Source organism: Verrucosispora sp. CNZ293 (assembly GCF_002754655.1).
In genome coordinates, this window is record NZ_PEFR01000001.1 from 4222820 (window position 1) to 4246602 (window position 23783).

Genomic DNA, 23783 nt, shown 5'->3' on the forward strand with positions numbered 1-23783 from the left:
AACCATCCTAAGCTGGCATCAACGGAACGGTCCCTCATTTGGGGAGAGCCGGGATTGGCGAGGGAGTTGCCGTGGAACTCTGGCTGTGGTTCTACGTCGCCGCCATGGCGGCCGGCGTCGTGCTTTTCCGCTACTGGCGGGCCAACCCCAAGGGCATCCCGTCGGTGGAGTACACGATCGCCACGGTCATTCCGCTCTGGTCGGGGTTCTGGTACCTGGTGATGGCGGTGGGCGGCGGTCGGATCGACGTCGCCGACCAGACGACTTTCTGGGCCCGGTACGCCGACTGGGTGGTCACCACCCCGCTGTTGCTGATCGCCCTCTCGTTCACCGCGATGCACGCGCTGCCTCACAAGCGCTGGGGACTGGTCCGCGCGCTCGTCGCCGCCGACGTCATCATGATCACAAGCGGTTTCCTGGCCGACCTGATGGAGAACCGGGCCGGTCGGTACGGGCTCTACGCCGTCGGCGTGGTGGCCCTGCTGGTGGTGTTCGGGCTGATCTGGGGACCGCTGCGGGCCACCGCAGCCAGTCAACCGGCCCCGATGTCAAGGACCTTCACGCAGGTGGCGCTCCTGCTCAGCGTGCTCTGGGTCGGCTATCCGCTGATCTGGATCCTGGGGCCGTCCGGGTTCGGGCTGTTCGGGGACACCACCGACACCGCCCTGTTCGTGGTCCTGCCGATCCTGTCCAAGGTCGTGTGGAGCGCGGTCGACCTGGGTCTGCTGCGGCGCCTGTCCGACCGCCGCCTGCTCACCACCGCGTGACCTCATCCCGCCGTCAGATCAGCCGAGCGGCTTCCCTCCCGCACGACACCTGGCTGCTGCGCCGGGTCGGCCGGTCGGGCCCCGTCGTACTGGCCGGCCTCATCTGCCTGAGCCCGCTGGCGCGGGACACGGCCGCCGGTGCCGGAATCCTCCCGCTGCTCATCGGCCTGCTGATCGGCCTGCCGCACGGCGCCGTTGATCACCTGGTGCCGGCCTGGCACTGCGCCACGACACGCCCGCTGCGGGCCACCGTCGGGCTGCTACTGGCGTACGCCGGCACGACCGCCGCCACGGCTGCGCTGTTCCTCTGGATGCCGGTGCCCGTGCTGACCGGATTCTTGATCCTCACGGTGCTGCACTTCGGCACCGGCGACGTGGCCTACCAGGCCGAGCGGTACGGGCAGCCGCCCGTCCGTTCCACGCTCGCCGTCCTGGCGTACGGCGGGCCTCCGGTGGTGCTGCCCGTCGCGATGTGGCCGGGCACGGTCGATCCGTTGCTGGACGCGGTCGCCCCCGGCGCCTCGGCCGCGTTCACGCCGGCCGGTCGGCTGGTGGCGTTGACCGCTGTGCTTCTGGCGGCCCTGGTGACCGGACTGCGCGCCCTCACCGCCCACCGTGGGGAGGATGTGGTGGCACTCGGCATCCTCGTCGCAGCCTTCGCGCTGGTGCCGCCGCCGCTGGCCTTCGGCGCGTACTTCGCGGCCTGGCACTCCGCCCGGCACATCGCCCGGTTGTTGCGCGCCGACCCGGGTAACCGGCACCGCCTGGCGGTGGGGCGACTGGGCGGACCGGTCGGCAGATTCGCCAGGCAGGCGGCGTTGCCGACAATTGTCGCCTTCGCCGGCCTACTCGCCCTGCTGTACGCCACCGGCGCAACGTCGACCGTCAACGAAACCACAGCAGGTCCGTTCGCAGCCGACCCGTTGCAGGTGGTCTTCGCCGTGCTCGCCGGGCTCACCGTGCCGCACGCGGCAGTGGTCGCCCGGCTCGACAAGTGGACGGCGACGGGGCCGGTGACAGCTTCCAGTGCGACGGCGTCGGACGTCGCAGCACACTGATCGTCACCGCCGGAGCAGGGCGTAGAACGGCATCAGCCACGGCCCACACCACCGAGCCGAGATCGAGGCGACCTTAATCCACCATCGCGGCGAGGAGGGCGGCCACCGACACGGTGGCGAAACCGACCCGGGTGTCGCTGGCCCCGTACGGCAACCACAGCTCACCGGCGTGGACGAGGCCGCCGCAGGAGTAGACGACGTTGGGGACGTATCCGTCCCGGTCGGCCTCGTCGGGTGACAGGAGCGCGCCGGGAAGCCGTGCGAGGACCCGTTCCGGTCGGTGCAGGTCGAGCAGGAAGGCGCCGATGGCGTACCGGCGCATCGGACCGACGCCGTGGGTGAGCACGAGCCAACCGGCGTCGGTCTCGACGGGGGATCCGCAGTTGCCGACCTGGATCAGTTCCCAGCTGTCCCGCGGGGCGTGCAGCGGCACCGGTTCCTGCCACCGGTTCGCACCGTCCAGGAGGGTCAGGCCGAGGGTCTCCCCGTCGGCGCGGCACAGGGCGAGGTGCCGGCCGCCGACGGTGCGGGGGAACAGCGCGACGCCCTTGTTGCGGACGCCCGGCCCACGCATCGGGGTCGCCTCGAAGCGGCGCAGGTCGCTGCTGGCCAACGCACGGGTGGCGATGCGCCGTCCGTCGTAGGCGGTGTAGGTGGCCCGGTACACGGGTCCGGACTCGCTGGTGAACCTGACGAACCGGGCGTCCTCCATGCCGTTGCTCTCCGCCGGAACGGCGGGCCAGAGCACCCGTTGGTGCAGGGCGGTGCCGGTGGGGAACGTCGTGGCGTAGGTGGCGGCGTTGGTGCGGCGTACGTGTTCGAGGGTTTCCGGTCCGCTGCTGCGGGAGAGCAGGTCCGGTGGCAGCTCGCCGAGCACCCGCTCGAAGGTGGCTTCGTCGTACCGTTCGGGCAGGGAGTCCAGCACGGTGGCGGTGATCTCGTTGTCGCACTCCTCCTCCGCCAGCCCGGCGACGAGGAGGTCCCGGCGATGGCGTACGGCCATCCGCTGCCCGACGACCAGCGGACCGGACCGGCCAGCGACGGCGAGCCGGCGTCCGGGTCCGAGGACCGCGGTGGCGAACCCGATGGACGACCGGTGCCCCTCGCCGATCTGGCGCAGGCTGATCGCGACGCGCAACTGCCCGGTGCCCAGAGCGCTCTGGTCCGGGTGGGCCACCATCGACGGGTTGCACAGTGCGGCGGCCTCGACCGCGTACTCGTGACTGAAGTAGGCGCCGACCAGGAGACGCGCGGCGGGCGAGAGGTCCCCGGCCCGGGCGGCGCGGTGCCGGACCAGGTCGTAGTGGTGGTGGAACGTGCCGTCCAGGTCCCGGTGCCGGGCCCCGAAGCGCTCGAAGGTGTCCCTCAGCAACCGGCTGGTCTCCTCCTCGTCGAGGCGCGCGAGACGGGCGATGAGCGCCCGCGCGCGGCTGTGTACCACGGCGTCGTCCTCGCCCGGGACGAAGAGCTTGAGGATCACCCGACCTGGATCCGGGGTGAGGACGACGTCCTGGCGGACGGCGAGGGCCCCGCTCACGACCACCGCCGGGCGTGCTGCAGGGTGGAGATCAGCGCGAGGGTGGATTCGGCGCCCTGGTTGAGGTTGGGTCCGTGCGGGGTCAGCCCGTCGTAGCCGCCGCCGGTCGCCGGGTCCCACATCCGCGTGCCGACGTCGTTGTCGCCAAGGAACCACCCCACCGCCTGCCGCATCCCGGTTTCCCAGCCGGGGTCGCCGGTGACCGTGGCGGCGGTGGCGCAGGCGTCGGCGAACGCGGCGACCTCGATTGGCTGCTGGTCGTGGTGGCGCCGCACCCCACCACGTTCCCAACCGCCCGCGGGTACGACCGACAGCCGCCCGTCGCGCAGTTGCATGTCGCGCAGCCAGGTCAGCATCCGCAGGCCGTCGCCGAGGGGTGGGGCGTCGTGGCGCAGTTGGCTGGCCGCGATGACGACCTCCGTGAGGGCCGCGTTGGCATAGGTCAGGCGCGGTCGCGGCCAAGGCCAGCGCGGGTCGGATCCGGGTGCGCCGATCGTGGCAGCGGCGTCCCTCAGCAGCGCGGCCGCATCGGCGTGGCCCGGGTGGCGGCGCAGCACCTCGACCGCGCCGAGCCCGGCGAAGGCCATCGCGTGCGGGGTCGGGGCGCGCCTGGCGGCACCGCGGCTGAAGGCGACAAGTGCCCCCTCCCGGATCCAGGGCGCGGGACTGCGGGCCGCAGCGGTGCCCAGCCCCCACAGCGCACGACCCCACCAGTCACCGAGCCCAGGCTCGTCGGTCCAACGCCGGTCATGGCCGAGCCGGTTGTGGAAGGCGCCCCGGGTGTCCTGCGCGTGGGTGAGAAACGCGAGGTAGCACTCCGCCAGCCCGAGCACCTCCTCGGTCGGCTCCGGCTCGCGGCTGGTGACGACCAGGCCACGGGCGACGTCGTCGGTGCAGTAGCCGTGCTCGCGGCGGACGATGGCATGCCGGGCGTGCTCGAACAGGCCGGTGTCGTCACTCAACCGGATCAGGTGCGCGAAGCTCGGCTGAGGCGTCGGATGCCGGCGACCGCTGCCCGGCATGCTGGACAGACCGGTGGTCGCGGTCACGCCGACGCCGCGCTGACCACGGGCGGGTGTGCGGCGACGAGCCGTTCGGCGAGGTTGCCGTAGCGGGCCGCCACCACCGGCCAGCGCAGGTCCGCGGCCAGGGGCGGGACGCGGCCGGCCAGCCGAGCCGCCAGGCCCGGTTCGTTGAGGATCCGCCGGATGGCGGCGGCCAGCGCCGCCGGATCCTGATGGGGTACGACCAGCCCGGGACCGCCGGTGAGCAGCTCGACGGCGTGCGGGAAGGCCGTGGCCACGACGGGCACCCCGGCGGCCACCGCCTCGATGAGCACCCCCGAGGTGACCTGTTCACGGGAGTCGTAGGGCAGCACGACCACGTCGGCGGAGCGGATCAACCCGGCGAGCGTGGGTTTGTCGTGGTAGACGTCCTGGTAGTCCACGGCATGGGCGACGCCCAGCTGCGCGCCGAGCCGGTGCAGTCCCGTCCGGTACGCCTCTCCCTGACGCGCGGCCACCTTCGGATGTGTCCGGCCGGCGACGGTGTAGGTGGGTGTCGGTTCGAGGTCCTGCAACTTCGCGAGGGCCCGCAACGCCCACTCGACGCCCTTGCCGGGGCCGAGCAGTCCCCAGGTCAGCAGGTGCGGGCGGGTACGGCGGTCGGCAGGGGCCCGGACATGGTCGTCGGCGCCGTGCGGGATGACCGTGACCTTGCCCGGACGTACGGTGTAGCCGACGACCAGCCGGTTGCGAGCCGTTTCGGTCATCGTGACGACCGCTCCGGCGGCGGTGACGATCTGCTCCAGCAGGGACTTCTGCCGGGCCGAGGGCCGGCGCAGCACGGTGTGCAGGACCACGATGCTCGGCACGGTGAGCCGGCGCAGCAGCGGCACGATGTCCTCCCCGTCGACGCCGGGGTAGACGCCGTACTCGTGTTGCACGACGGCCACGTCGAAGGTGTTCAGGACGGCGGCGGCGTCCCGCCAGCCGGCCTGGGCACGGGGCGACCAGGTGTGCACGACCCCGGGTCCGGCCCGCAGGTCGTCGCTGCGGTCGGTGACCCGGACGATGCCGCCGCGCGCGCCGTCGGCGGTCAGGTGGGCGGCGAGGGCGGAGTTGAACGTTGCCAGTCCGCACCGGGTCGGTGGGTGGGTGCTGAGGAATCCGTAGCTGGGCATGGGTGTCGGGCCTTCCGGTTGTCGGCCACCGCCTGACTGCAGGGCGGCCTCACGCGGTGACGGCGCACGCCGGCCAGCGTGTGTGGCCAGCGGAACGGGTTCGTGGGCGGGAATCGGGTTCAGCGGTGCGATCGGCGGATGAGGTGGTCGTAGACGGACAGGTAGTCGGTGACCATCCGGTCCACGCCGAAGCGCTGCCGGGCCCGGGCCCGGCAGCCGCCCCGGTCCAACCCGCCGGCCCGGGTGACCGCCTCGACGGCCTGCTCGACGGTGTGCACGAGGAACCCCGTCGCCCCCTCGTCGATGACCTCCGGCATCGAACCTCGCGCGTATGCGACGACCGGCGTGCCGCAGACCATCGACTCCACCACCGACAGTCCGAACGGCTCGTCGAAGGCGATCGGGTGCAGCAGCGCGGTACTCGCGCCCAGCACCTCCGCACGCCGTCGAGGGCCGACCGAGCCGAGGAAGACGACCTGGTCGCCGTCGATGTGCGGGGCCACCTGTTCGGCGAAGTAACGCTCGTCCTGCACGATGCCGCAGATGGTCAGCGGCCGGCCGGCGCGGCGGGCGATCTCGATGGCCGTGTGGATGCCCTTGTCCGGGTGGATCCGGCCGAAGGCGACCAGTCCGGGACCGGCGTCGCGGGTGAACGGCAGCCCGGTGAGGTCGACGCCGTGGTGCACCGTCGCGACGTAGTCGAGCTCGGCGCTCCGATCGGCGTCGGAGATCGACACGTAGGACGAGCGGGCCCGGGCGTACGCCGGGACGATCCCCGTACCGGAGAAGCCGTGCACGGTGGTGAGCAGCGGAGCACGGCAGTGCTCGGCGAAAGCCAGCGGCAGCCAGTCGAGGTGGCTGTGCACCAGGTCGAACTCCGACGAGCGGGCCATCGCGTGGGAGACATGCATCGCCTCCCACACCCGGCCGTCCATGGCCGCGTCGTCGGCGTACCCCCGGGGGCACACACCGTCAAGGGCGGCGGAGGTGACAGAGTCCAGCGTCGCGAACAGGGTCACGTCCACGCCTCGGCTGACCAGCCCCTCGGCGAGCAGACCGGTCACCTGCTCCCAGGGACCGTAGTGGTGCGGGGGCGTCCGCCAGGCCACCGGGCCGAGCAGGGCAACCCTCACGGAGACGGCGCGTCGGCAAGATCGGCCGGATCGAGACGCAGAGTGGCGAGCAGCCCCACGTGCTTGTCGGGGTCCACCCGCTCCGGTAGCTCGCGCTCGACCCAGTCGGCCCTGGTCTGCTGGCCGCGTTCGCGCAGCGCCGCAACGATTCTGTACCTGGCGATCCTCATCGGGTGCCCCCTTGTGCAGCGGTCTGGAACGGTCATGGTCAGCAGGTTGTTCCCGCGGCTGGGGACTGCAGTCAGTGATGGCACCGGGGTCCGGGACCTCGAACCGAGGTCCCGGACCCCGCGCCTCCCGGCCCGGCCGGTGGAGCGTTCAGGTCCGGGCCGGCGCTGTGGGGGGTCGATCGGGTTGCAGGTGGCCACCTTCGGTCTCCCACTCGCCGACATCGTCGCCCTGTCGCACAAACGGTCGCGTGCGAGAGCCGGACGGTACGAGCAGAACATCGGCGGCGCGGGTGGTGGCGGCGGGGCGGGAGGCCGCGAGCATGGCCGCCGTCGCCACGGCGTACGCAGTCTCCGGCGCTACCACGGCCAAGTCGATCCGCAGACCCCGCAGACCGGTGATGATCACCAACTCGGCACCGAGGGTGTTGAACCAGCCCACCCGCACCACGGCACCGCCGACGCCGATCCGGGATGGATGCCTGTCCCAGGCCGCCGGCTGCAGCATGATCCGTTCGATCCCGCCGCCACGCCGTGCCGTGAGCGCGGTGACCAGGCTGGACAATTCGACGACCGGGTCGCGTGAGGTCGGCCACCAACCGCCGTCGAGCATCACGCGGCCGGGCGACGAGTCAGCCATCCGCAGGCGCGCTGTGGGCGGCTCGCTGGTGCAGACCCACGTCATGCGGTCCTCGGCCGAGCGGACCATCAGCTCCGTCCCTGCGGTACGTCGGCGCGCGGGTCGGTGTCGGCGGGGTATGGACGGGTGATGGTGGTGTCGGGGGTGCGGTGCCTGCGGGTCAGCAGCCGCAGCTGGATGACGCGCCGCGTGGTGGCTTGGATGGTCACCAGCAGTACGCCGAACACTGCGGCGAACAACAGCGCGACTCCCATCGGAAGTTGCCCATGCGCGCCGAAGAAGTGCACCTCCGTGCGTTGACCGTTCTGCAGGATGAAGATCAACAGCAGGAGCAGCACCACGGCGGACGCTGCGAACGCGACAAGCGAACCCCCGGTGCGGACACGCGGCACAGGACGGAGCCGGTTGTTGATCTCGGGGCGCGACCGCACGTTTGTGGGGCGGGTGGAGCCGACGAACCTGGTCATGGTGGACCTCATCTCGACGGTGGTTCGCGAAATACGCGAGCCGGAGCCGCCGGGGTCCAGGACGACATCTTCAGCCTACTCTCCGATCGGCTGATCGGTACGCCCGAGGTGCCGAATCTACAAATCCGGAGGAACACGTCCCGCCGCCACCAGGTCGACGAGGTGCGCGAGCACACCGACGGTCATCGCCCGCTGGCACGGCCCACGCCGTAGGGCCCGGAAGGGCGCCTCAGCTCCGGCCCGGGGTGGCACGGCAGCTCAACGCACGGCGGCCGGAGGTGCGGGGCATCCGATGTCGTTTCAGGTGGCGCACAACCTCGGATCAGGAGCGACCCAGCTTGGTTTCGCGGCAGTCGATTGTTCAGCCGGTCGTCAGCCGGGCCGGTGGGCGACCGGTCCGGGCGCGAGCTGCTCGGAGCCGTCGACGATCGCCTGGGACAGTTCGGACAGTCGCCGGTTGCGGCTGCGGGCGCCGTCACGCAGTATCGCGAAGGCCTGACCCACGTCCACCTGGAGGCGTTCGGCGAGGATCCCCTTGGCCTGTTCGATCAGGATCCGGCTGTTCAGGGCGGTTTGCAGCTGTTCGGTGAGCATGTCGCGCCGATGGATGGCGCGGTGTTGCAGCAGTCCGATGGTGGCCACGTCGGCGAGCGCCTGACCGATGCGGAGCCTGTCCTCGTCGAGGTCCCCCGGCCGGACGTCGAAGAGGCTCAGCGCGCCGATCACCTCGGAGCGCAGGCGCATGGGCAGGGCGTGCACCGCGGCGAAACCGACCTCCGCCGCAGCCGCGGTGAACCTCGGCCAACGGGCAGTGGCCCGGGTCAGATCAGCGACCGACACCGGTTGCCCCGTCCGGAAGCAGTCGAGACAGGGCCCCTCATCGGTCTGAAGCTGGAACAGCTCCAGCAGCCGGGTGCGTTCGGAGGAGGCGGCGACCACCTGCAGCCTGTCCCGCTGGCCGGTCAGGAGCAGCCCGGCCGCCGACACACCCAGCACCTCGACACATCTCTCAGACAGCACGTGCAGGAACTCAATCACGTCGAAGTCGTCAACGAGAGTGTCGGCCAACTCCACGAAAACATCGACCAGCGGGGTCTCGGCCATCTCAGTCACCTCGTCAATCAGTCGTCCCACCGGTCGCCCGACGGGATGGTCCGTAACGCGCCGACCCCGACGAGCACCGCAGCCGGCGCGAACACCGGCCAGCGGTTCCGGCACTTCCGGCACAGTCAGATCGGCGATCAGGACAGGTCCACCGGCGGTCGCGTCCACGCACGGCCCCTCACCAAAGGTGAGGGTAAGGTTTTTCAGTTCCGACGCGGTCCGGCCCGTGGCGTACATCAGCTCACGCGGGGTGGCGGACGCGCTGCCGTACGGTGCCGAGGTCTCGGACGACGATCACACCGTACTCCCGCGTGACGCCACCGCGCGAACGGTGGACCACCGGACCGCGACGGCACCGACGGCTGCCGATCCGGTCGCGGAGGCGTACGCTCGCAGTGTCGCTCGGGACCCCGGTGGCTGACAGTTCGCCGCTGGCGAACAAGCAGCACCGCACCGTCCGCGCCCAGGTCGAACACGCCCTCGCCCGCATGAAGACCTTCAAGATCCTACGAGACTATCGGCGTGCCGCCAGCACATTGACCGACACCGCTTCCGGCATCGCCAACCCGCACAACATCATCCTCCTCGGCTGACACCAGCACCGGTCCCGGGCAACGCCTTCACCGAGTTACGAGACGTCCTTTAGGGACAGGCGAGGCGAGGCAACGGTCCCCGCGTCGACACCGGGTTGTTTGCCACAGCGCACAGCGATCCGGTTGCGGCGGCGAGGTCATCCAGCGCGGAAGCCGCTCGCCCAGATCGACACGAAAACAAAATGCACCTGCATGGGATTTGGTGGCGGCCTCCGTCACAGCACAGCGCCGCGCGGCGCAACTTCGATCGCCGCGACACCTCGGCCGTAAAGTACGACGAGCCGATCACCGTGTTTGGTGCGCAGCATGCCCGAATCCTGCGCCAGCGTCGAGATCACGTGTTCCACAAGCTCGTCCTGGTCGGAGACGTCCGGTTCGTCGTACGTGACGTCCATGCGGTCGCCGCCGATGAGCCGGACGCGTAGCACCGTGGTTGCCATATCGCAGAAGACTAGTCGAGTGCGGATGCCAGGGACGGTGGCGTCGTCGCGGGCTCCTCCGGTCGAGTGGCACAGCCATCTGCACCAACTGCGAATGCTGACGCAGATCGCCGACACGGGCGAGGCTCGGACGATGGATCACACCCGGACGGACGTGGCATGGACACGAGACGAGGCTGTGCCCCTCGTCCCGAGAGGGCCACATTCATCGCTGGAGTCAGCCTGCTGAGCTGGCGGCGGCAGCGCTGCCTGTGGTGCCGTAGAGTGAGTGGTGAATTAGTGCGTCAACATCGTTGGCGGGCCGGCGCCTACCGGGCGTGCTGCCCAGGTCTCGGCAGTGTCCACAGCACAACCTCGAGGGTTGAGGGACGGGCGTTGGCAGACCAACCGATCACCACCGACACGTCAGTGTGCTGGCAGACAACGCCGCGTCGGTTGCCGGAGAGGACCAGCGACGCGTTGCCATCTCGTCGGGGATCATGCCCAGGTCACCAGCCGCTACCTTGCCGGGAAGCAAGCGGATCCCGCCCATCGCGGCACGCCGATGCCGTTGCGGCACGGCTGCGGCAGGTGGGCGTCAATCTGGCTGGCCTGAGTCGAGCAAAACCGGACCACAGGAGAAGAACATGACTCTCGCGACAGCCCCATCCGCAGTCTCTCCGTCACCATTGCGCGAGCCCGCCAAGACCCTCCGCGAAAGAGGGGCAGACAGCTTCCACGCCGCCCTCGCCGCAGTTCTGGCCGACGGGCTGGAGAGCGCTCTTGAAGCGGGCGACCACCCGAGAGCGATCAGCTTCATCAACCGCGGCTTCGCAGAAGGAAGTCCACAGCTTGGCTGCGACCTACTCTGCCGGGCAATTGCGGTTGTCGGAACAGCCCGGACGTGGACCGTGCAGCTCGCGCCCCTGCGATCACCGTAGCCGCGACCCAGGGGCCTCGTCGAGCCTGTCAACAAGGTAGGGAAAACTGACCCCGTGGTTCCGGGCGGGTTCCAGTACTTGTCGCAACACACCTGATCCGCGGCGGTGCCCAGGCATGGCGGCCGGCCAATGAGCGGTGCCTCGGGCGGTGCCTCGGGCGGTGCCTCGCACCGCAACCCGGGGCTGGCGGCCGGGACGGGAAGAGCAAACAGGGGCTGCCACGAGGTAGTTCGCACTGACCGGCTGGCCGTCTTACCGCCGGCCCGCGCTCTCATCCGTCAGTGGTCCGGTCGGTCGCGTTGCCCTGTCCCGTGTTGTTCTGGTTCTGTCGCAGAGCTTCCTCAAGTTGGTCTTCGAGGATGATGATCCGGCAGGCGGCCTCCAGGGCGGTGCCCTGGTCGACCATCTCCCGTGCCCGGAGCGCCAGGCGCAGCTGGTAGCGGGAGTAGCGGCGGTGTCCGCCGGTCGAGCGGTGCGGGTTGATCAGTTTCGCCTCGTCCAGGCGGCGCAGGAAGTCCTGCGTGGTGCCGAGCATTTCCGCGGCCTGGCCGATGGTGTAGGCCGGGTAGTTCTCGTCGCCGAACATGTCGTCCGGGCTTTGCCCCATGTCACCTCCACGTCGAGGGCCCCGGCGCGTCAGCGCCGGGGCCCAGGGTTAGGGGTCAGAACACCATCTACCGACAGGAACGTCGGCTTGTCGTATCCGCACCAGCCGCAACCGGCGACTTCGGGTGCGAGGATCGCATCTGCGTGACCGGAGACCACCTCTCGTTCGATGGAACCTGCGGTGTCCGCCCGGCCCGATATGACGGCCGACGGCGGGCGATCCAACGGTGTACGGCCCTCCCTTTCCTCTGCTACTTCTTCCTTACTGACGTACGGTCCGCCGGTGCTGGAGCCCACGCGACTTCCTGGCCCCTGCACGTGCGGCGAACATCAGGTGGAGCCCTGAAAGACCTCTGGCCCCGCCTGCACCCCGGCTCGTATCACGCCGAGTGACCTGCTCCTACTGCTTCTCGGGAGGAACGATGAAGACTGTTCCTCTCCTTGCCGCCCGTCGTGGCCTCACGGCCGGACGGCCCCGTCTGCGTCCTGACGGATCTTCCCTCTCGACTCAAAGAACATTATCCCATACGACAGAAGATATCTAGTCATTCCAGCCTAGATTTTCTGTCCGCCGACCACCAGGGTGGCTCGAACGCGCCATCCCGGCCCGGGGCACGTCGGCCCCGGCGCCAGGGCTTGAGCTGGCGGGGCGATCGATCGGCGAGGACTGATTTCTTCACGCCTCTTTGCGTAATTTCACGGTTCTGTGCCCACCTACCGACTGCCTAGCATCCATCTCACTGTTTGTCACTTGACGATCACGCCACGCTAGGAGGTTGGGCAGTGACATCACGTAGAGTCGTGCCACCGGGGCGACCCGCGCGGTTACTCGCAGTGGTTGCGGTCATCGGTGGGCTGCTCGTCAGCGCACAACCCGCGCTGGCCGCAACGCCGACCGTCGATGACGGCGCTGCGGCCCCACCGACGGCGCGGGGCGGGGGTTGGCAGCCCGATATCCAGACGCCCGCCCCGGTGACCCTTCCCGGCACCACCAAGAAGATCACCCCGTTCGAGAAACCGCTGAGCCCTCAACAGCCCGAGGCGCTGCCGGGTGCCACGAAGGGACCCGGCGCCACGCTCAAGGCAGACAGCGCGGCCCGCTCGGCAGTCCGCAAGGCCGACCGGCCAGCCTTCCGTGGGGCATCGCCGCAGGCCGATCCCGACGACCCGCCGACCGGGCTGTACTGCACCGAGGCGATCACCCGGAACGGCTCCGTCAGCGGCGCACCCAATCAGACCAACTACGCGGCGAACATCTCCTACCTGGCGGAGTTCGGCTGCAACTTCTGGCTCGACGCGGCCTACATCGCCACCGGCGTGATCGATCGTGGCCGCTTCGACGGCCAGTTCCTCTACACCACGGCGCCCCGCACGTACGGGCCGACCTACTACGGCGCGACCTCGGGCGGCCTCAGCATTCCCGGCGAACTCTTCGACGGTGGCCGCAACGTGGAGATCGCCTTCGAGCTGTACCTGTTGGCTCCGGTCGGGGTCTACTGGGGTGGCTGCTTCTCCATACCGGGGCTGCGCTACCTGCTGTGTGAGGGTCTCGGCACCAACCTGCTGCACATCGTGCTGGGCACCGGGTCGTTCGGGACCGGGCTGCAGCCCCCGGTGATCCGGCACGTCGCACTGGGCGACTCCTACTCCTCGGGCACCGGCGCGCCACCGTACTCCGACGAGCTGTGCCGGCGGTCACCCGCGACCTACGCCAACCTGATCACAGGAACAGTCGTGTCAGGACTGCCGGTGGACCGGCCGACCCTGGCGGCGTGTCATGGCGGGAAAATCATCGACCTGTACGTGGGCCAGCATCCCGGCCTCCCACCCCAACTGGACGCGATACAGCCACACACCCGGCTCGTCACGCTGACCATCGGCGGTAACGACCTCGACTTCTCGCTGAAGCTCACCGGCTGCTACCTGGGCGCCGACTGTGCCGCAGGGGGACCGTTGGTCACCCAGCAGAAACTTGATCAGGTCCGGGTCCAGCTCACGGCCCTGTATCGACAGATCAGGGCGGAGATGCACCCCACCGGAAAGCTCATGGTGCTCAGTTACCCGGCCGTCGTGCCCAACCCGGACGACCCGGCAGACCCGCCGCCGGCTCAGGACCGCTGCCCGGACCTGGGCAGCAACCTCGTCGAAAGCGAACGGAGAGCGATCTACGAGGCGACCGCCCAGACCGACCGGATGATCCGGGACGCCGTGCTGGCCACCGGCGACTCCCGCGTCGTCTACGTCAACGGCCTGGACCTGTTCCGCGGCCACCGGCTCTGCAGCACGAACGGCGTCTGGGCCAACGGCCTGACCTCGCCGCTGAGCGACTCGTTCCACCCCACCGCCCCGGGGTACCAGGCGATGGCGACCCGGATAGCCCAGGTCCTCCCCCCACTCTGACGCCTCCGCCTATCCGTCGGGCGCCCGTGGTCCGCCACGGGCGCCCGACACCGGCATCGGTGCGTCGCCTCTCGAAGGAAGCATCAACCGGCTGCCTGATCAGCCCGCAATCCAACGCCGGAGACCCGCGATGCTCGTACGGCGGGCCCCGGCGCGGATCCCGCGAGCCGGGTCGCCTGCCGGCTGCACCGACTGCCGCTAGGCTGCATCGGCGGCATCAGGCGGTTCGCTGCGCCTGCTGCCGGTTCCACCCGGCGCACCACCGATCGTTCAGCACAGGCAGAGGAGAGACGGACCACCATGACGGCGGTACCAGGTGAACTGCCCACTGCTGCGGACCCGACGGGCACCGGTCAGGCAGCGGAGGATCTGCGGACGCTGTTCGGGCAGTCGATCGCCGTCTTCGCCTCGCTTGTGGGGCCGGAGCACCTGGTGGAGACGGCGAACCCGGCGTTCTTCAACGCCATCGGCGAGCAACGCGCCCGCACCGGCGTACCCCTCGTGGAGGTGATGCCCGAGCTGGCCGCCCAGGGCTTCATCGCCCTGCTGGACCAGGTCTATCGCACGGGTGAGCCCTACACCGGCCGGGACGCCCGGATCGTCCTGGGCGAAGAGCCACACGCGCGGGAGGCGTACTTCGACTTCACCTACGAGCCGCGCCGGGACGCCAACGGCACAGTGATCGGCATCCGGGTGATCGGCGTGGAGACCACCCAGGTCAAGCATGCCCAACGGTTGATGGCCGAGCACCACGCCATGCTGGAGCAGATCGCCCGCCAGGCACCGCTGGCCGAGGTGCTCGACGGAATGGCGCGCTGCATCGAGAACCTGGCCCCACAGGAGATGCTCGTTTCCGTGCTGCTCGCCGACCCCGACGGCAAGCACCTGCGCCACGGGGCCGCGCCCAGCCTGCCGGACTTCTACAACCAGGCCATCGACGGGATCGCCACCGGCGAGGGCGTCGGATCCTGCGGCACCGCCGCCCACCGGCGGGAACCGGTGATCGTCACCGACATCGGCGCCGATCCGTTCTGGGCCGACTTCCGCGACCTGGCCGGGCGGGCCGGACTGGCCGCCTGCTGGTCCACGCCGATCCTCGCCCGCGACGGGAGCCTGCTGGGCACCTTCGCCATGTACCACCGCACCCCGCGCGTTCCGCAGGACACCGACCTGGCCCTCGCCCGGGTCTTCGCCGGCACCGCGGCACTGGCCATCGAGCGCCACCACATCGAGCAGGCGAAACTCGCCGCCGAGGCGCAGGCCAGAGCGGCCCATGACGAGCTCGCCAAGGCGGTCCGCGCGGAGCGGGAACTCCGCGCCGAGGCTGAGCAGCGTGCCGCCGCCGCTGCGGAACTGACCGCGCAGATGCGCGCCGCCGCTGCCGCGCAGGCCACCACGCCCCACCCGGAGCGCTGTCAACTCGGCGGCACCCAGGAGTGCCCCGCACCGGCCGAGATCAAGATCGCCGATTCGTGGGGCGACTCGGCGTGGGGCTGTCCCGCCCACGTCGAGGAAGCCATCCTCAACGTACGGGCGGTCTTCATCGCCAGCGAGGAACTCGGCGGCCTGGCCGCCTACCTCAACCGTTGACCGCCGTCCCGCGACCCCTCGTCGTCGAACCGTTGACCGGGTCGGCTGCTCGCGGTGGCCACGCTCGCCGCTCTGCCGGTCCGTTCGGCCTTACGTCGGAGCTGGGTGTAGACGCCGGTGAGTCCCATCGCCTTACGCACCTCGAAGACGGTCTGCTGGACCTCGCGTCGGGTGCGTTCCGTGCCCCGCACGATGAGTTCGTCGACCAGGCCCTTGTCGGCCTCGTAGCGGGCCCGCCGCTCGCGCATGGGATCGAGAAATCTGTTGAGCGCGGTGGCGAGTTTCTCCTTGACCTCGACGTCGCCGACCCGGCCCTCGCGGTAGCGATTCTTCAGGGCGTCGACCTCGGTCCGGTTCGGGTTGAAAAGGTCGTGGTACTGGAACACCGGGTTGCCCTCGACGGTGCCGGGCACGTCCGCGCGAATCCGGTTCGGGTCGGTGTACATGCCCATGACCTTGCGGTGGACCTCGGTGGGATTGTCGGACAGGGCGATGGCGTTACCGAGACTCTTGCTCATCTTGGCCCGGCCGTCGGTACCGATCAGGGTGGTGGTCTCGGCGCTGACCAGTTCGGGAACGGGGAAGACCTGCCCGTACAGGTGGTTGAAGCGGCGGGCGATCTCCCGGGTGACCTCGACGTGTGCGGCGTTGTCCTTGCCGACCGGGACCACGTGGGCCTTGACGCAGAGGATGTCGGCGGCCTTGTCCCGGGCGTTCTGGGTGGCCTTCGCGATGTCGTCGCGGGTGTTCCTGGTGGTCAGCATGTGCAGGTCGGCGATGATGAGGTAGCTCTCGTACCTCCGGTACAGCTTCACCCGGTTGGCGATGCTGCCGACGTAGTGGCCGAGGTGGAGTTTTCCGGTGGGTCGGTCACCGGTGAGCATCCGCAGAGCGGTCATGACGAAGCGGGCCTTTCACGAGGCGTGACGGATCGATTGAAGATCGCGCACGGCGCGCCGACGAGGCGACGGTGGCGCCGTCGATCAGAGGTGAAGCTGGACCATCACCGGAGGCCGCCATCGCGACCCGTCACGAAACCGCAGCCCGCAGGCGCGCAGCAGTGCGAGGAGCCCATCGCACCGTGTCACCCCAAGCTCCACTCGGAGCCGCGAGGTCGACGCTGCAGGGCGCACCATGCGGCCATCCTAAGCGCTGAGGGCGATCGATGTAGTCACTTGCGCTGGCCACAGGCCCTGCACGCTGAGTCATATCACAGTGAGTCACCATTTCGACACATCCCTATCCGGCGGTGCGGGAGGAGCCAACACTCCTTCCATGGAGAGCAGTGGGCGTGAGCGCAGCGACGAGCGTTTCGAGAAGGTGGCCGAGGAGACTTCCGAGACCGTGAACCATGCGGCAAGCGTGCTGGAGGAGGAACTCGCGGCGGGCATTGCCAGCGCGCGTCGGCTTGAGGAGAAGCTGACCGCCGATCGCCGGGTGGATCCGGAGGCGTTCGACGAACTTGTGACGCGGGTCCGCACCGACGGACACGCACTCATCGACACCGTCGTCGCACAGTTGAAGACCTCCGACGACCGACGCGGTGAGGTGATCCGCAGGTACACCTCAGACGCGCACGAAGCCCTGGACGGCGTGCTCAACCTCGCACGGCTGGTGCCGGACGTGGCGAACGGGCTTGTCGACCGTCTCTCGTCGGAGACCCCGCAGAAGCCCGCAGCGTCGGACAGGTAGCCGGTTGCCGTGTCGACCACCGGCGTGACTCGTGACCATGTCACGCAGATGCTGGAGCGCTACCGTGCCCTCGCGATCGGCGCGCTCCTCGCTGACGTGCCGTCGGGCGGACCGCATTATCTCTACGACCTGGTGACCGAGTATCCGCGGCGCTGGGGCAAAGGGCTGCGTGCCGCGCTCTGCCTCGCGGCCTGCCGGGCCTTCGGCGGCACGGCGTCGGTGGGGCTCAACGCGGCGGTGACAGTGGAGCTGTTCCACAACGCGTTCCTCATCCACGACGACATCCAGGACGAGAGCGAGCAGCGGCGCGGCGCACAGACCCTGCACGGCGAGTACGGCGTCGGTGTCGCGCTCAACGTGGGAAACATGACGAACCTGCTCGCCCTGCAACGGCTCGCCGCCAACCGCAGGGCGCTCGGATCGGGGATCGCGTGGCGGCTGTTCGACGAGACCCAACTCATGCTGCGTCACTCGTTGGAGGGGCAGGCGATCGAGGTCGGCTGGATCCGGGACAACGTGTGCGACCTCGACGCGGACGACTACTACCGGATGTGTCTGAAGAAAACCTCCTGGTACACCTGCATCTACCCGTGCCGTACCGGCATCCTCGTCGCCACCGGTCAGCACGATGCGGTCGACGTCCTCGACCGCTACGGCTGGTACCTGGGCGCCGCGTTCCAGATCCAGGACGACGCGCTCAACCTCGTCGGGGATTTCGCCCGGTACGGCAAGGAGATCGCGGGTGACCTCTGGGAGGGCAAGCGGACGCTGATTCTCATCGACTTCCTGCGACGCTGCACCGGGGACGAGCGCGAGCGGACCGCCGCGTTCCTCAGCCGGTCCCGGGCGCGGCGCACGGCGGCGGAGGTGCGGTGGCTGCACGGGCGGTTGCTCGCCTACGACTGCGTCGAGTCGGCCCGCCGCAGCGCCCGCGATCTGGCCGCCGCCGCCTGGCGGGAAGGACGGCAGGCGCTGGGTCCGGCGGCGGCCGAAACCGAGGACGGCAGGTTCCTGCTCGGCCTACCCGAGTACGTCGTGGAGCGCAGCCGGTAACGATCGGCACACCGGCCCGTCCCCGCCGAGCAGGTTCAACAGGTCGCTTCGCGCGCCGTGGGGGGCGGTGCGGTGCTGTGCCGAACGGTGAGGGTGGTGCCCAGTTCCAGGCCCGCCTGCGGTGTCCGTTCTCCGCGACCGAGCGCGAGCGCCAACTCGGTGGCCGTGACGGCCATCTCGATGAGTGGCTGGTGGATGGTGGTCAGCGGTGGATCGACAAGGGCCGCTATCGGCAGGTCGTCGAAGCCGACCACGCTCAGGTCGGTCGGGATGCGCAGGCCCAGCCGCCCGGCCGCCTGGTAGACCCCGAACGCCTGCAGGTCGTTCGCCGCGAAGATCGCCGTCGGCCGGTCGGTACGGGTCAGCAGGTCGAGCGCGGCCGTCTCACCGCCCTGCCGGGTCAACTCGGCACGGACGATCAGATCCGGCGGTACGGGTAGGCCGGCGTTGTCACACGCGGAGCGATAACCGTCCAGGCGGGCTCGGCAGCACAGGACCGGTTCGGGCGCGGCGATCATCGCGATCCGGCGGTGGCCCAGCCCGATCAGGTGCCGGGCCGCGGCCCGGCCACCGGCCCAGTTCGTCGCGCCGACGAAGGGAACGTCGTCCGGCAGCTCGACGGTGGGATCGAAGACCACGAACGGGATGCCCCTGGCACGCAACTGGTTACGCTGCTCCTCGTCCAACTGGGCCACCGTCACGAGGCAGTTCGGGCGACGGGAGAGCGTGTCGTCGATCCAGTACCGGATCGCGCCACGCTCCGGACCGAACTCCGTGAGGATGACTCCCACACCCTGCTGCCGGGCGACCCGCTGCACGCCACGGATGATCTGCATGCCCCACATGTCCTCGATCTCGTCGAAGACGAGTTCCACCATGTTGGACCGAGCGGCCGGCGATGACCTGCGGTAGCCGTACTGGGTGATCGCCGCCTCGACGCGGGCCCGGGTCTTCGCCGCCACGCCGGACCGGCCATTTATGACCTTGGAGACGGTCGGCACCGAGACGCCTGCCGACTCGGCGATGGCGGCGATCGTCACCGGTCGGGACGGATCACCGAGCTGCGGCTGCAGGTCGAGCTGCTCGCTCGAATCGAGGTGCGTCAACCTGGCCACCTACTCACCGGTCCCTCGTGGCCGCGAGGCCGGGGTCGGCCATCACCGGGCGGCCGATGGCCGCTACATCGCTCAGGGCGCAAGGATAACCGTTCGTCCCGGCACCTGGCTGGCCCCGCTGGACGTCGCCGGGGTACGGCCCGCAGCCGCGAGCGCCAGGTCGGAGGCCGGAGCGACCGGCCACTTCATTGACCCCGATCGAAGAAAGTTGTAACGTCTCGCCAGGAAACTTTCCAGAGCTTGAGTCCGAAAGTTTCCATGCGGGAGTCCCACAGCTCGTCGCGGAAGCCAGGGCAGCATCCGCGTACCCCTCACCTTCGATCGCGCGCGGCCGGGCACTCATGGGCACACCATCGCCGCGCCGTTCCCGTCGTGACGGACGCTGGAGGACCCATGTCTCCGTTCGCCATGCCCTGTGCTGGCAGCCCGTCCGACAGACCGCATCAACCGGCGAAGCGGCCGGTCCACGACACGGGCGCCACCATGGCGAGGAGTTGCTGATGAGTTCACACAGAACAAGGAGAACCGCCGGACGCGCCGGCCTGATCGCCGGCGGAGTGGCCGCGCTGCTGGTGGCGGGATCAATGGTGACCGCGAACGCTCAGGCGGCGGCCGGCTGTCGGGTGGCGTACGCGGTCTCGTCCCAGTGGCCGGGCGGCTTCACCGCCAACGTGAACGTGACAAACCTGGGCGACCAGATCAACGGCTGGAACCTGGCCTGGACGTTCCCGTCCGGCCAACGGGTCACCCAGGCCTGGAACGCGACAGTCACCTCGTCCGGCAGCCAGGTCACCGCGACGAACATGAGCTACAACGCCACAATCGGCACCAACGCCACTGTCTCCTTCGGCTTCAACGGATCCTGGACGGGCACCAACACCGCACCGGACTCGTTCACCCTGAACGGTGTCGCGTGCACCGGGAACGTGGGGCCCACGACGACGCCGAGCGTCTCGCCGACCGTGTCGCCGACCACGTCACCGTCGGTCTCGCCGACGGTGACCCCGCCGCCGGGGGACCGGATGGCGATGGTGGCGGCGATGCAGCCCGGCTGGAACCTCGGCAACACGCTGGACGCCATCCCCGACGAGACCGCCTGGGGCAATCCGCTGACGACGCGGGAGATGCTGCGCCACATCCGGTCGCAGGGGTACAAGAGCATCCGGCTCCCGATCACCTGGAGCAACCACCACGGCCCGGCACCGGACTACACGATCGACCCGACCTGGCTGAACCGCGTCCGCGAGATCGTCGACTGGTCGCTGGCGGAGGACCTGTACGTGATGATCAACCTGCATCACGACTCGTGGCAGTGGATCAACACGTATCCCACCGACCGCACGAACGTGATGAACAGGTACCGGGCCCTGTGGAACCAGCTCGCCACCACGTTCCGCAGCCACTCGGCAAAGCTGGTGTTCGAGAGCATCAACGAACCCCAGTTCGCCGGCACCTCGGGAGACGCGGAGAGCGACCAGGTGCTGCACGAGCTGAATCTTGAGTTCGTCCGCCTGGTACGCCGGTCAGGCGGCGGGAACGCCACCCGGCTGCTGGTGCTGCCCACCCTGCACACCAGCGGGGAGCAGGCCCGGATGGACGCGTTGATGACCACGTTCGACGAACTCGACGACCCCCACCTCGTCGCGACCATCCACTTCTACGGTTGGTGGCCGTTCAGCGTCAACATCGCCGGCGGCACGCGCTACGACAGCAACGTCGAACAGGACATCGTCGGCACGTTCGACCGGGCGTACAACACGTTCGTGTCCCGGAACATCCCGGTGATCATCGGTGAGTGGGCCCTGCTCAGTTACGACTACACCCGCCCCGGCATCATCCAACGGGGTGAGCTGCTGAAGTTCTTCGAAGCGGTAGGCCACCACGCCCGCACCCGGAAGCTCACCACCATGCTGTGGGACGCGGGCTCGTTCCTGCACCGGCCCGAGCTGCGCTGGCGGGACCAGGGCATCTACGAAATGATGAAGGCGAGCCTGACGACCCGCTCCGCCACCGCGTCCTCGGACCAGATCTACGTGCCCCGCACCGGCGGCATCACCAGCAGGTCGCTCACCCTCAACCTCAACGGCACCTCGTTCCGGAGCCTCTGGCACGGCAGCACCCAACTGACAAACGGTGCCGACTACACCATCACCGGCAGCACCCTCACGCTGACTCAGGCGGCTGTCACCCGGTTGGTCGGCAACCGGGCCACCGGCCTCAACGCCACGATCGAGGCCCGCTTCTCCCAGGGCGTGCCGTGGCGGATCAGCCTCATCAGTTACGACCCACCCACTCAGTCCACCGCCACCGGCACGACAAGCGGATTCACCATTCCCACCCAGTTCCGCGGTGACCAACTCGCCACCATGGAGGCCAAGTACGCCGACGGCAGCCCCGCCGGACCGGCCAACTGGACCCCGTACAAGGAGTTCTGGAGCAGTTTCCGCCCCGACTACAGCGCCAACACAATCCTGCTGACGCCCGAGTTCTTCGCCGAGGTCAACGACGGTCCCGTCACGCTCACCTTCCACTTCTGGAGTGGCACACAGATCACCTACCGACTCACGAAATCCGGCAGCTCGGTCACCGGCAGCCCGGCCTGACCGTCATGCGGCGTGGCCGGTGCGGGTTTCCGCACCGGCCACGGACCGGGTGTCGACCGACGGATCGGCCTCGGCGACAACCGGATGCCGACGGGCTGATGCCGACCGAGATCAACCGCCGAGGGTGGCCAGTTCGGAGACCACGACGTTTGTCAGTGCCCGGCCGTCCCGGCGGACCTGGCGCAGGTACCACTTCTGGATCGGCGCGTGGGTGGTCTTCGCGAACTGCCAGGGCCCGCGTGGGCTGTTGAGCTGCCCGAGACCGGCGATCGCGGAGTTGATCTGCTCCGGGCTGGGGTTCGTGCCCGCCGCGGCGATCGCCCGGTCCAGTACGGCTGCCGCGTCGTACGAGGCCATCACGATCGAGGTGGGCACCCGGCCCGGGTAGGCCGCGTTCCAGGCGGCGACGAACTCCCGGTTGGCCGCGTTGTCGAGGTCCGGTGAGTAGTTCAGGCCGTTGTAGATGCCCTCGGCCGCGTCGCCCTGCTCGACCAGGCTCGCCGGTTCGGTCACGAAGCCCGCCGCGTAGAGCGGCAGGTCGGCGACGGCGGACTCGGCGTACTGCTTGACGAACGTGATGGCGTTCTGGGCGTCGAAGAAGCAGTAGACAGCTTCCGCACCGGACTCGGCGATCTCCTCCAGGTACGGCCCGAAGTCCTCGGTGACCGGGAACGGGCTGAAGACGGCCTCGCCGCCGGGGTTGGCCAACCGGCCGCCGAGTTCGGTGAACGTCTCGACGAATCCGCGCAACTCGTCACGACCGCTCTGGAAGTCCGGCCCGATGGCGTAGACCCGGCCCTGCCCCACCTCCTGCTTGACGAAGGGCGCCATGGCCACCCCGGGCTCGACGGAGATCAGGTTGGTGTGCCAGACGTACGTCACGTCGGTGAGCGCCGGCCGCCCCAGCGCGCCGACGAGCGGCACCTTGTTCTGGTTGATGAGCGGCAGGATCGCGGCGACGCTACCGCCGTTGATGATGCCGGTGATCGCCGAGACCCGATCCTGCTCCAGCAGCTTCGTGGCGGACTCGACAGTGACGTCGCGTTCGTACCCCTCGTCGGCGACGATCAGTTCGGCCGGGTGGCCGCCCAACTGTCCGCCGCGCATGTCCATGTAGAGCTGGAAACCGTCGCGCAGCTCGGAGCCCGGTGCCTCCAGCGAGCCGGACAGGGCGGTGATCATCCCGATCCGGATGGTCTGACGTTCCGGCTCCGACCCGCCGTCGCAGGCGGCGGTGCCGGCCACCAGAACGCCGGCGAGCAGCGCCGCGACGAACCGGCGGGCGGACGGAACGGCGGGGCGGCTGGTGCTCACAGCATCCCCAGCAACTGGGACCGCACCGCCGGGGTCAGCACCTCACCCATCCGGTTCGCCAGGTCGGTCATCTCGTACGAGACCTGTCCCACGTCGCAGACCGGGGACGCCAGCACGAGCAGCGAAGCCCCGTCGCTGAACGACATGCAGAACATGAAGCCGCCGTCCATCTGGGTCACGTTCGAGATCACCGAGCCCGCCTGGAAGAACCGGGCCGCGCCCACAAGCAGGGCGATCAGCCCACTTCCGGTCGCGGCGAGCTGATCCGCCCGGTCGCGGGGCAGGCTGTGGTTGTGCGCCAGGACCAGCCCGTCGGTGGAGATGGCGAGGGCATGGCTGACCTCGGGAGTACGGTTCACGAAGTTCTGCAACAGCCAGCTCAGGTCGTTCGGGCTTGTCACG

Annotated in this window: 21 protein-coding genes and 1 pseudogene; 8 read left to right on the forward strand and 14 right to left on the reverse strand. The window is 69.4% G+C overall.

Translation table 11 applies throughout. The annotated features are described in order from the left end of the window. The first annotated feature begins 71 nt into the window (after window positions 1–71). Together CLT74_RS19180 and CLT74_RS19185 are read left to right on the forward strand one after the other, a co-directional pair. Window positions 72–767, forward strand: coding sequence for a bacteriorhodopsin (locus tag CLT74_RS19180; protein WP_099847757.1), 696 nt, complete (start codon window positions 72–74; stop codon window positions 765–767). Continuing rightward, entirely contained in the window at window positions 764–1825 is a 1062-nt protein-coding gene (locus tag CLT74_RS19185; protein ID WP_158240278.1) for a Brp/Blh family beta-carotene 15,15'-dioxygenase, read from the forward strand. The genes CLT74_RS19180 and CLT74_RS19185 overlap by 4 nt, the downstream gene beginning before the upstream one ends. A 73-nt stretch (window positions 1826–1898) precedes the next feature. Here the strand turns inward: CLT74_RS19185 and CLT74_RS19190 are convergent, their stop codons facing one another. The 8 genes from CLT74_RS19190 to CLT74_RS19220 form a co-directional block, all read right to left on the reverse strand. Then, window positions 1899–3362: a glycoside hydrolase family 130 protein gene (locus CLT74_RS19190; RefSeq protein ID WP_099852377.1), complete on the reverse strand. Its 1464-nt coding sequence runs from the start codon at window positions 3360–3362 to the stop codon at window positions 1899–1901. Next, window positions 3359–4411 (reverse strand): glycosyltransferase, encoded by a 1053-nt coding sequence (locus CLT74_RS19195; protein WP_486582414.1) that lies wholly within the window; start codon window positions 4409–4411, stop codon window positions 3359–3361. Before CLT74_RS19195 ends, CLT74_RS19190 begins: the two co-directional genes overlap by 4 nt. Further along, on the reverse strand, window positions 4408–5544 hold the full coding sequence (locus CLT74_RS19200; RefSeq protein ID WP_099847758.1) for a glycosyltransferase: 1137 nt from the start codon (window positions 5542–5544) through the stop codon (window positions 4408–4410). The genes CLT74_RS19195 and CLT74_RS19200 overlap by 4 nt, the downstream gene beginning before the upstream one ends. Before the next feature lie 119 nt (window positions 5545–5663). Next, window positions 5664–6677, reverse strand: coding sequence for a glycosyltransferase family 4 protein (locus CLT74_RS19205; protein ID WP_099847759.1), 1014 nt, complete (start codon window positions 6675–6677; stop codon window positions 5664–5666). Beyond that, window positions 6674–6847, reverse strand: a complete 174-nt coding sequence (locus CLT74_RS30865) for a hypothetical protein (RefSeq protein WP_199172223.1) — start codon at window positions 6845–6847, stop codon at window positions 6674–6676. The genes CLT74_RS19205 and CLT74_RS30865 overlap by 4 nt, the downstream gene beginning before the upstream one ends. 148 nt (window positions 6848–6995) lie before the next feature. After that, the gene (locus tag CLT74_RS19210; protein ID WP_099847760.1) at window positions 6996–7553 is read right to left on the reverse strand and encodes a DUF5994 family protein; all 558 of its coding nucleotides are present in this window, start codon (window positions 7551–7553) and stop codon (window positions 6996–6998) included. Further along, on the reverse strand, window positions 7553–7951 hold the full coding sequence (locus tag CLT74_RS19215; protein ID WP_099847761.1) for a LapA family protein: 399 nt from the start codon (window positions 7949–7951) through the stop codon (window positions 7553–7555). The genes CLT74_RS19210 and CLT74_RS19215 overlap by 1 nt, the downstream gene beginning before the upstream one ends. A 372-nt stretch (window positions 7952–8323) precedes the next feature. Next, window positions 8324–9055 carry a GAF and ANTAR domain-containing protein gene (locus tag CLT74_RS19220; RefSeq protein ID WP_099847432.1) on the reverse strand — a complete coding sequence of 244 codons (732 nt, stop codon included), beginning with the start codon at window positions 9053–9055 and terminating at the stop codon, window positions 8324–8326. 395 nt (window positions 9056–9450) lie between these two features. Between CLT74_RS19220 and CLT74_RS19230 the strand changes: the two genes are divergently transcribed. Then, window positions 9451–9648 (forward strand): hypothetical protein, encoded by a 198-nt coding sequence (locus CLT74_RS19230; protein ID WP_099847763.1) that lies wholly within the window; start codon window positions 9451–9453, stop codon window positions 9646–9648. Window positions 9649–9863: 215 nt separating this feature from the next. On the opposite strand, the gene CLT74_RS19235 is transcribed toward CLT74_RS19230, so the two are convergent. Together CLT74_RS19235 and CLT74_RS19240 are read right to left on the reverse strand one after the other, a co-directional pair. Beyond that, window positions 9864–10088 (reverse strand): hypothetical protein, encoded by a 225-nt coding sequence (locus tag CLT74_RS19235; protein WP_099847764.1) that lies wholly within the window; start codon window positions 10086–10088, stop codon window positions 9864–9866. 1191 nt (window positions 10089–11279) lie between these two features. Next, complete coding sequence (locus CLT74_RS19240) at window positions 11280–11615, reverse strand: helix-turn-helix domain-containing protein (RefSeq protein WP_099847765.1); 336 nt, start codon at window positions 11613–11615, stop codon at window positions 11280–11282. An 833-nt stretch (window positions 11616–12448) separates the two neighbouring features. On the opposite strand from CLT74_RS19240, the gene CLT74_RS19245 reads away from it, so the two are divergent. Then, complete coding sequence (locus CLT74_RS19245) at window positions 12449–14014, forward strand: GDSL-type esterase/lipase family protein (RefSeq protein WP_158240279.1); 1566 nt, start codon at window positions 12449–12451, stop codon at window positions 14012–14014. Window positions 14015–14314: 300 nt separating this feature from the next. Next, window positions 14315–15604: a GAF domain-containing protein gene (locus CLT74_RS19250; RefSeq protein ID WP_099847767.1), complete on the forward strand. Its 1290-nt coding sequence runs from the start codon at window positions 14315–14317 to the stop codon at window positions 15602–15604. Window positions 15605–15654: 50 nt separating this feature from the next. Here CLT74_RS19250 and CLT74_RS19255 read toward each other — a convergent pair. Next, a pseudogene (locus CLT74_RS19255) lies at window positions 15655–16503 on the reverse strand (tryptophan--tRNA ligase); the annotation flags it as partial. A 376-nt stretch (window positions 16504–16879) separates the two neighbouring features. Here CLT74_RS19255 and CLT74_RS19260 point away from each other — a divergent pair. Continuing rightward, window positions 16880–17296, forward strand: a complete 417-nt coding sequence (locus CLT74_RS19260) for a hypothetical protein (RefSeq protein ID WP_099847769.1) — start codon at window positions 16880–16882, stop codon at window positions 17294–17296. A 48-nt stretch (window positions 17297–17344) separates the two neighbouring features. Beyond that, entirely contained in the window at window positions 17345–18349 is a 1005-nt protein-coding gene (locus CLT74_RS19265) for an FPP/GGPP synthase family protein (RefSeq protein ID WP_099847770.1), read from the forward strand. Window positions 18350–18384: 35 nt separating this feature from the next. On the opposite strand, the gene CLT74_RS19270 is transcribed toward CLT74_RS19265, so the two are convergent. Next, window positions 18385–19455 carry a LacI family DNA-binding transcriptional regulator gene (locus tag CLT74_RS19270; RefSeq protein ID WP_486582415.1) on the reverse strand — a complete coding sequence of 357 codons (1071 nt, stop codon included), beginning with the start codon at window positions 19453–19455 and terminating at the stop codon, window positions 18385–18387. A 509-nt stretch (window positions 19456–19964) separates the two neighbouring features. On the opposite strand from CLT74_RS19270, the gene CLT74_RS19275 reads away from it, so the two are divergent. Next, a complete protein-coding gene (locus tag CLT74_RS19275; RefSeq protein WP_099847771.1) occupies window positions 19965–22067 on the forward strand; it encodes a cellulase family glycosylhydrolase in 2103 nt (700 codons plus the stop codon). A 111-nt stretch (window positions 22068–22178) separates the two neighbouring features. On the opposite strand, the gene CLT74_RS19280 is transcribed toward CLT74_RS19275, so the two are convergent. Next, entirely contained in the window at window positions 22179–23381 is a 1203-nt protein-coding gene (locus CLT74_RS19280) for an ABC transporter substrate-binding protein (protein WP_486582416.1), read from the reverse strand. Next, window positions 23378–23782: a roadblock/LC7 domain-containing protein gene (locus tag CLT74_RS19285; protein WP_099847772.1), complete on the reverse strand. Its 405-nt coding sequence runs from the start codon at window positions 23780–23782 to the stop codon at window positions 23378–23380. Before CLT74_RS19285 ends, CLT74_RS19280 begins: the two co-directional genes overlap by 4 nt. Window position 23783 lies beyond the last annotated feature (1 nt).

Coding starts and splice junctions, on each gene's coding strand:
- CLT74_RS19240 (WP_099847765.1), bottom strand. CDS start 11,615: ATGGGGCAAAGCCCGGACGACATGTTCGGCGACGAGAACTACCCGGCC.
- CLT74_RS19260 (WP_099847769.1), top strand. CDS start 16,880: ATGGAGAGCAGTGGGCGTGAGCGCAGCGACGAGCGTTTCGAGAAGGTG.
- CLT74_RS19215 (WP_099847761.1), bottom strand. CDS start 7,951: ATGACCAGGTTCGTCGGCTCCACCCGCCCCACAAACGTGCGGTCGCGC.
- CLT74_RS19200 (WP_099847758.1), bottom strand. CDS start 5,544: ATGCCCAGCTACGGATTCCTCAGCACCCACCCACCGACCCGGTGCGGA.
- CLT74_RS19250 (WP_099847767.1), top strand. CDS start 14,315: ATGACGGCGGTACCAGGTGAACTGCCCACTGCTGCGGACCCGACGGGC.
- CLT74_RS19265 (WP_099847770.1), top strand. CDS start 17,345: ATGCTGGAGCGCTACCGTGCCCTCGCGATCGGCGCGCTCCTCGCTGAC.
- CLT74_RS19220 (WP_099847432.1), bottom strand. CDS start 9,055: ATGGCCGAGACCCCGCTGGTCGATGTTTTCGTGGAGTTGGCCGACACT.
- CLT74_RS19235 (WP_099847764.1), bottom strand. CDS start 10,088: ATGGCAACCACGGTGCTACGCGTCCGGCTCATCGGCGGCGACCGCATG.
- CLT74_RS19275 (WP_099847771.1), top strand. CDS start 19,965: ATGAGTTCACACAGAACAAGGAGAACCGCCGGACGCGCCGGCCTGATC.
- CLT74_RS30865 (WP_199172223.1), bottom strand. CDS start 6,847: ATGAGGATCGCCAGGTACAGAATCGTTGCGGCGCTGCGCGAACGCGGC.
- CLT74_RS19210 (WP_099847760.1), bottom strand. CDS start 7,553: ATGGTCCGCTCGGCCGAGGACCGCATGACGTGGGTCTGCACCAGCGAG.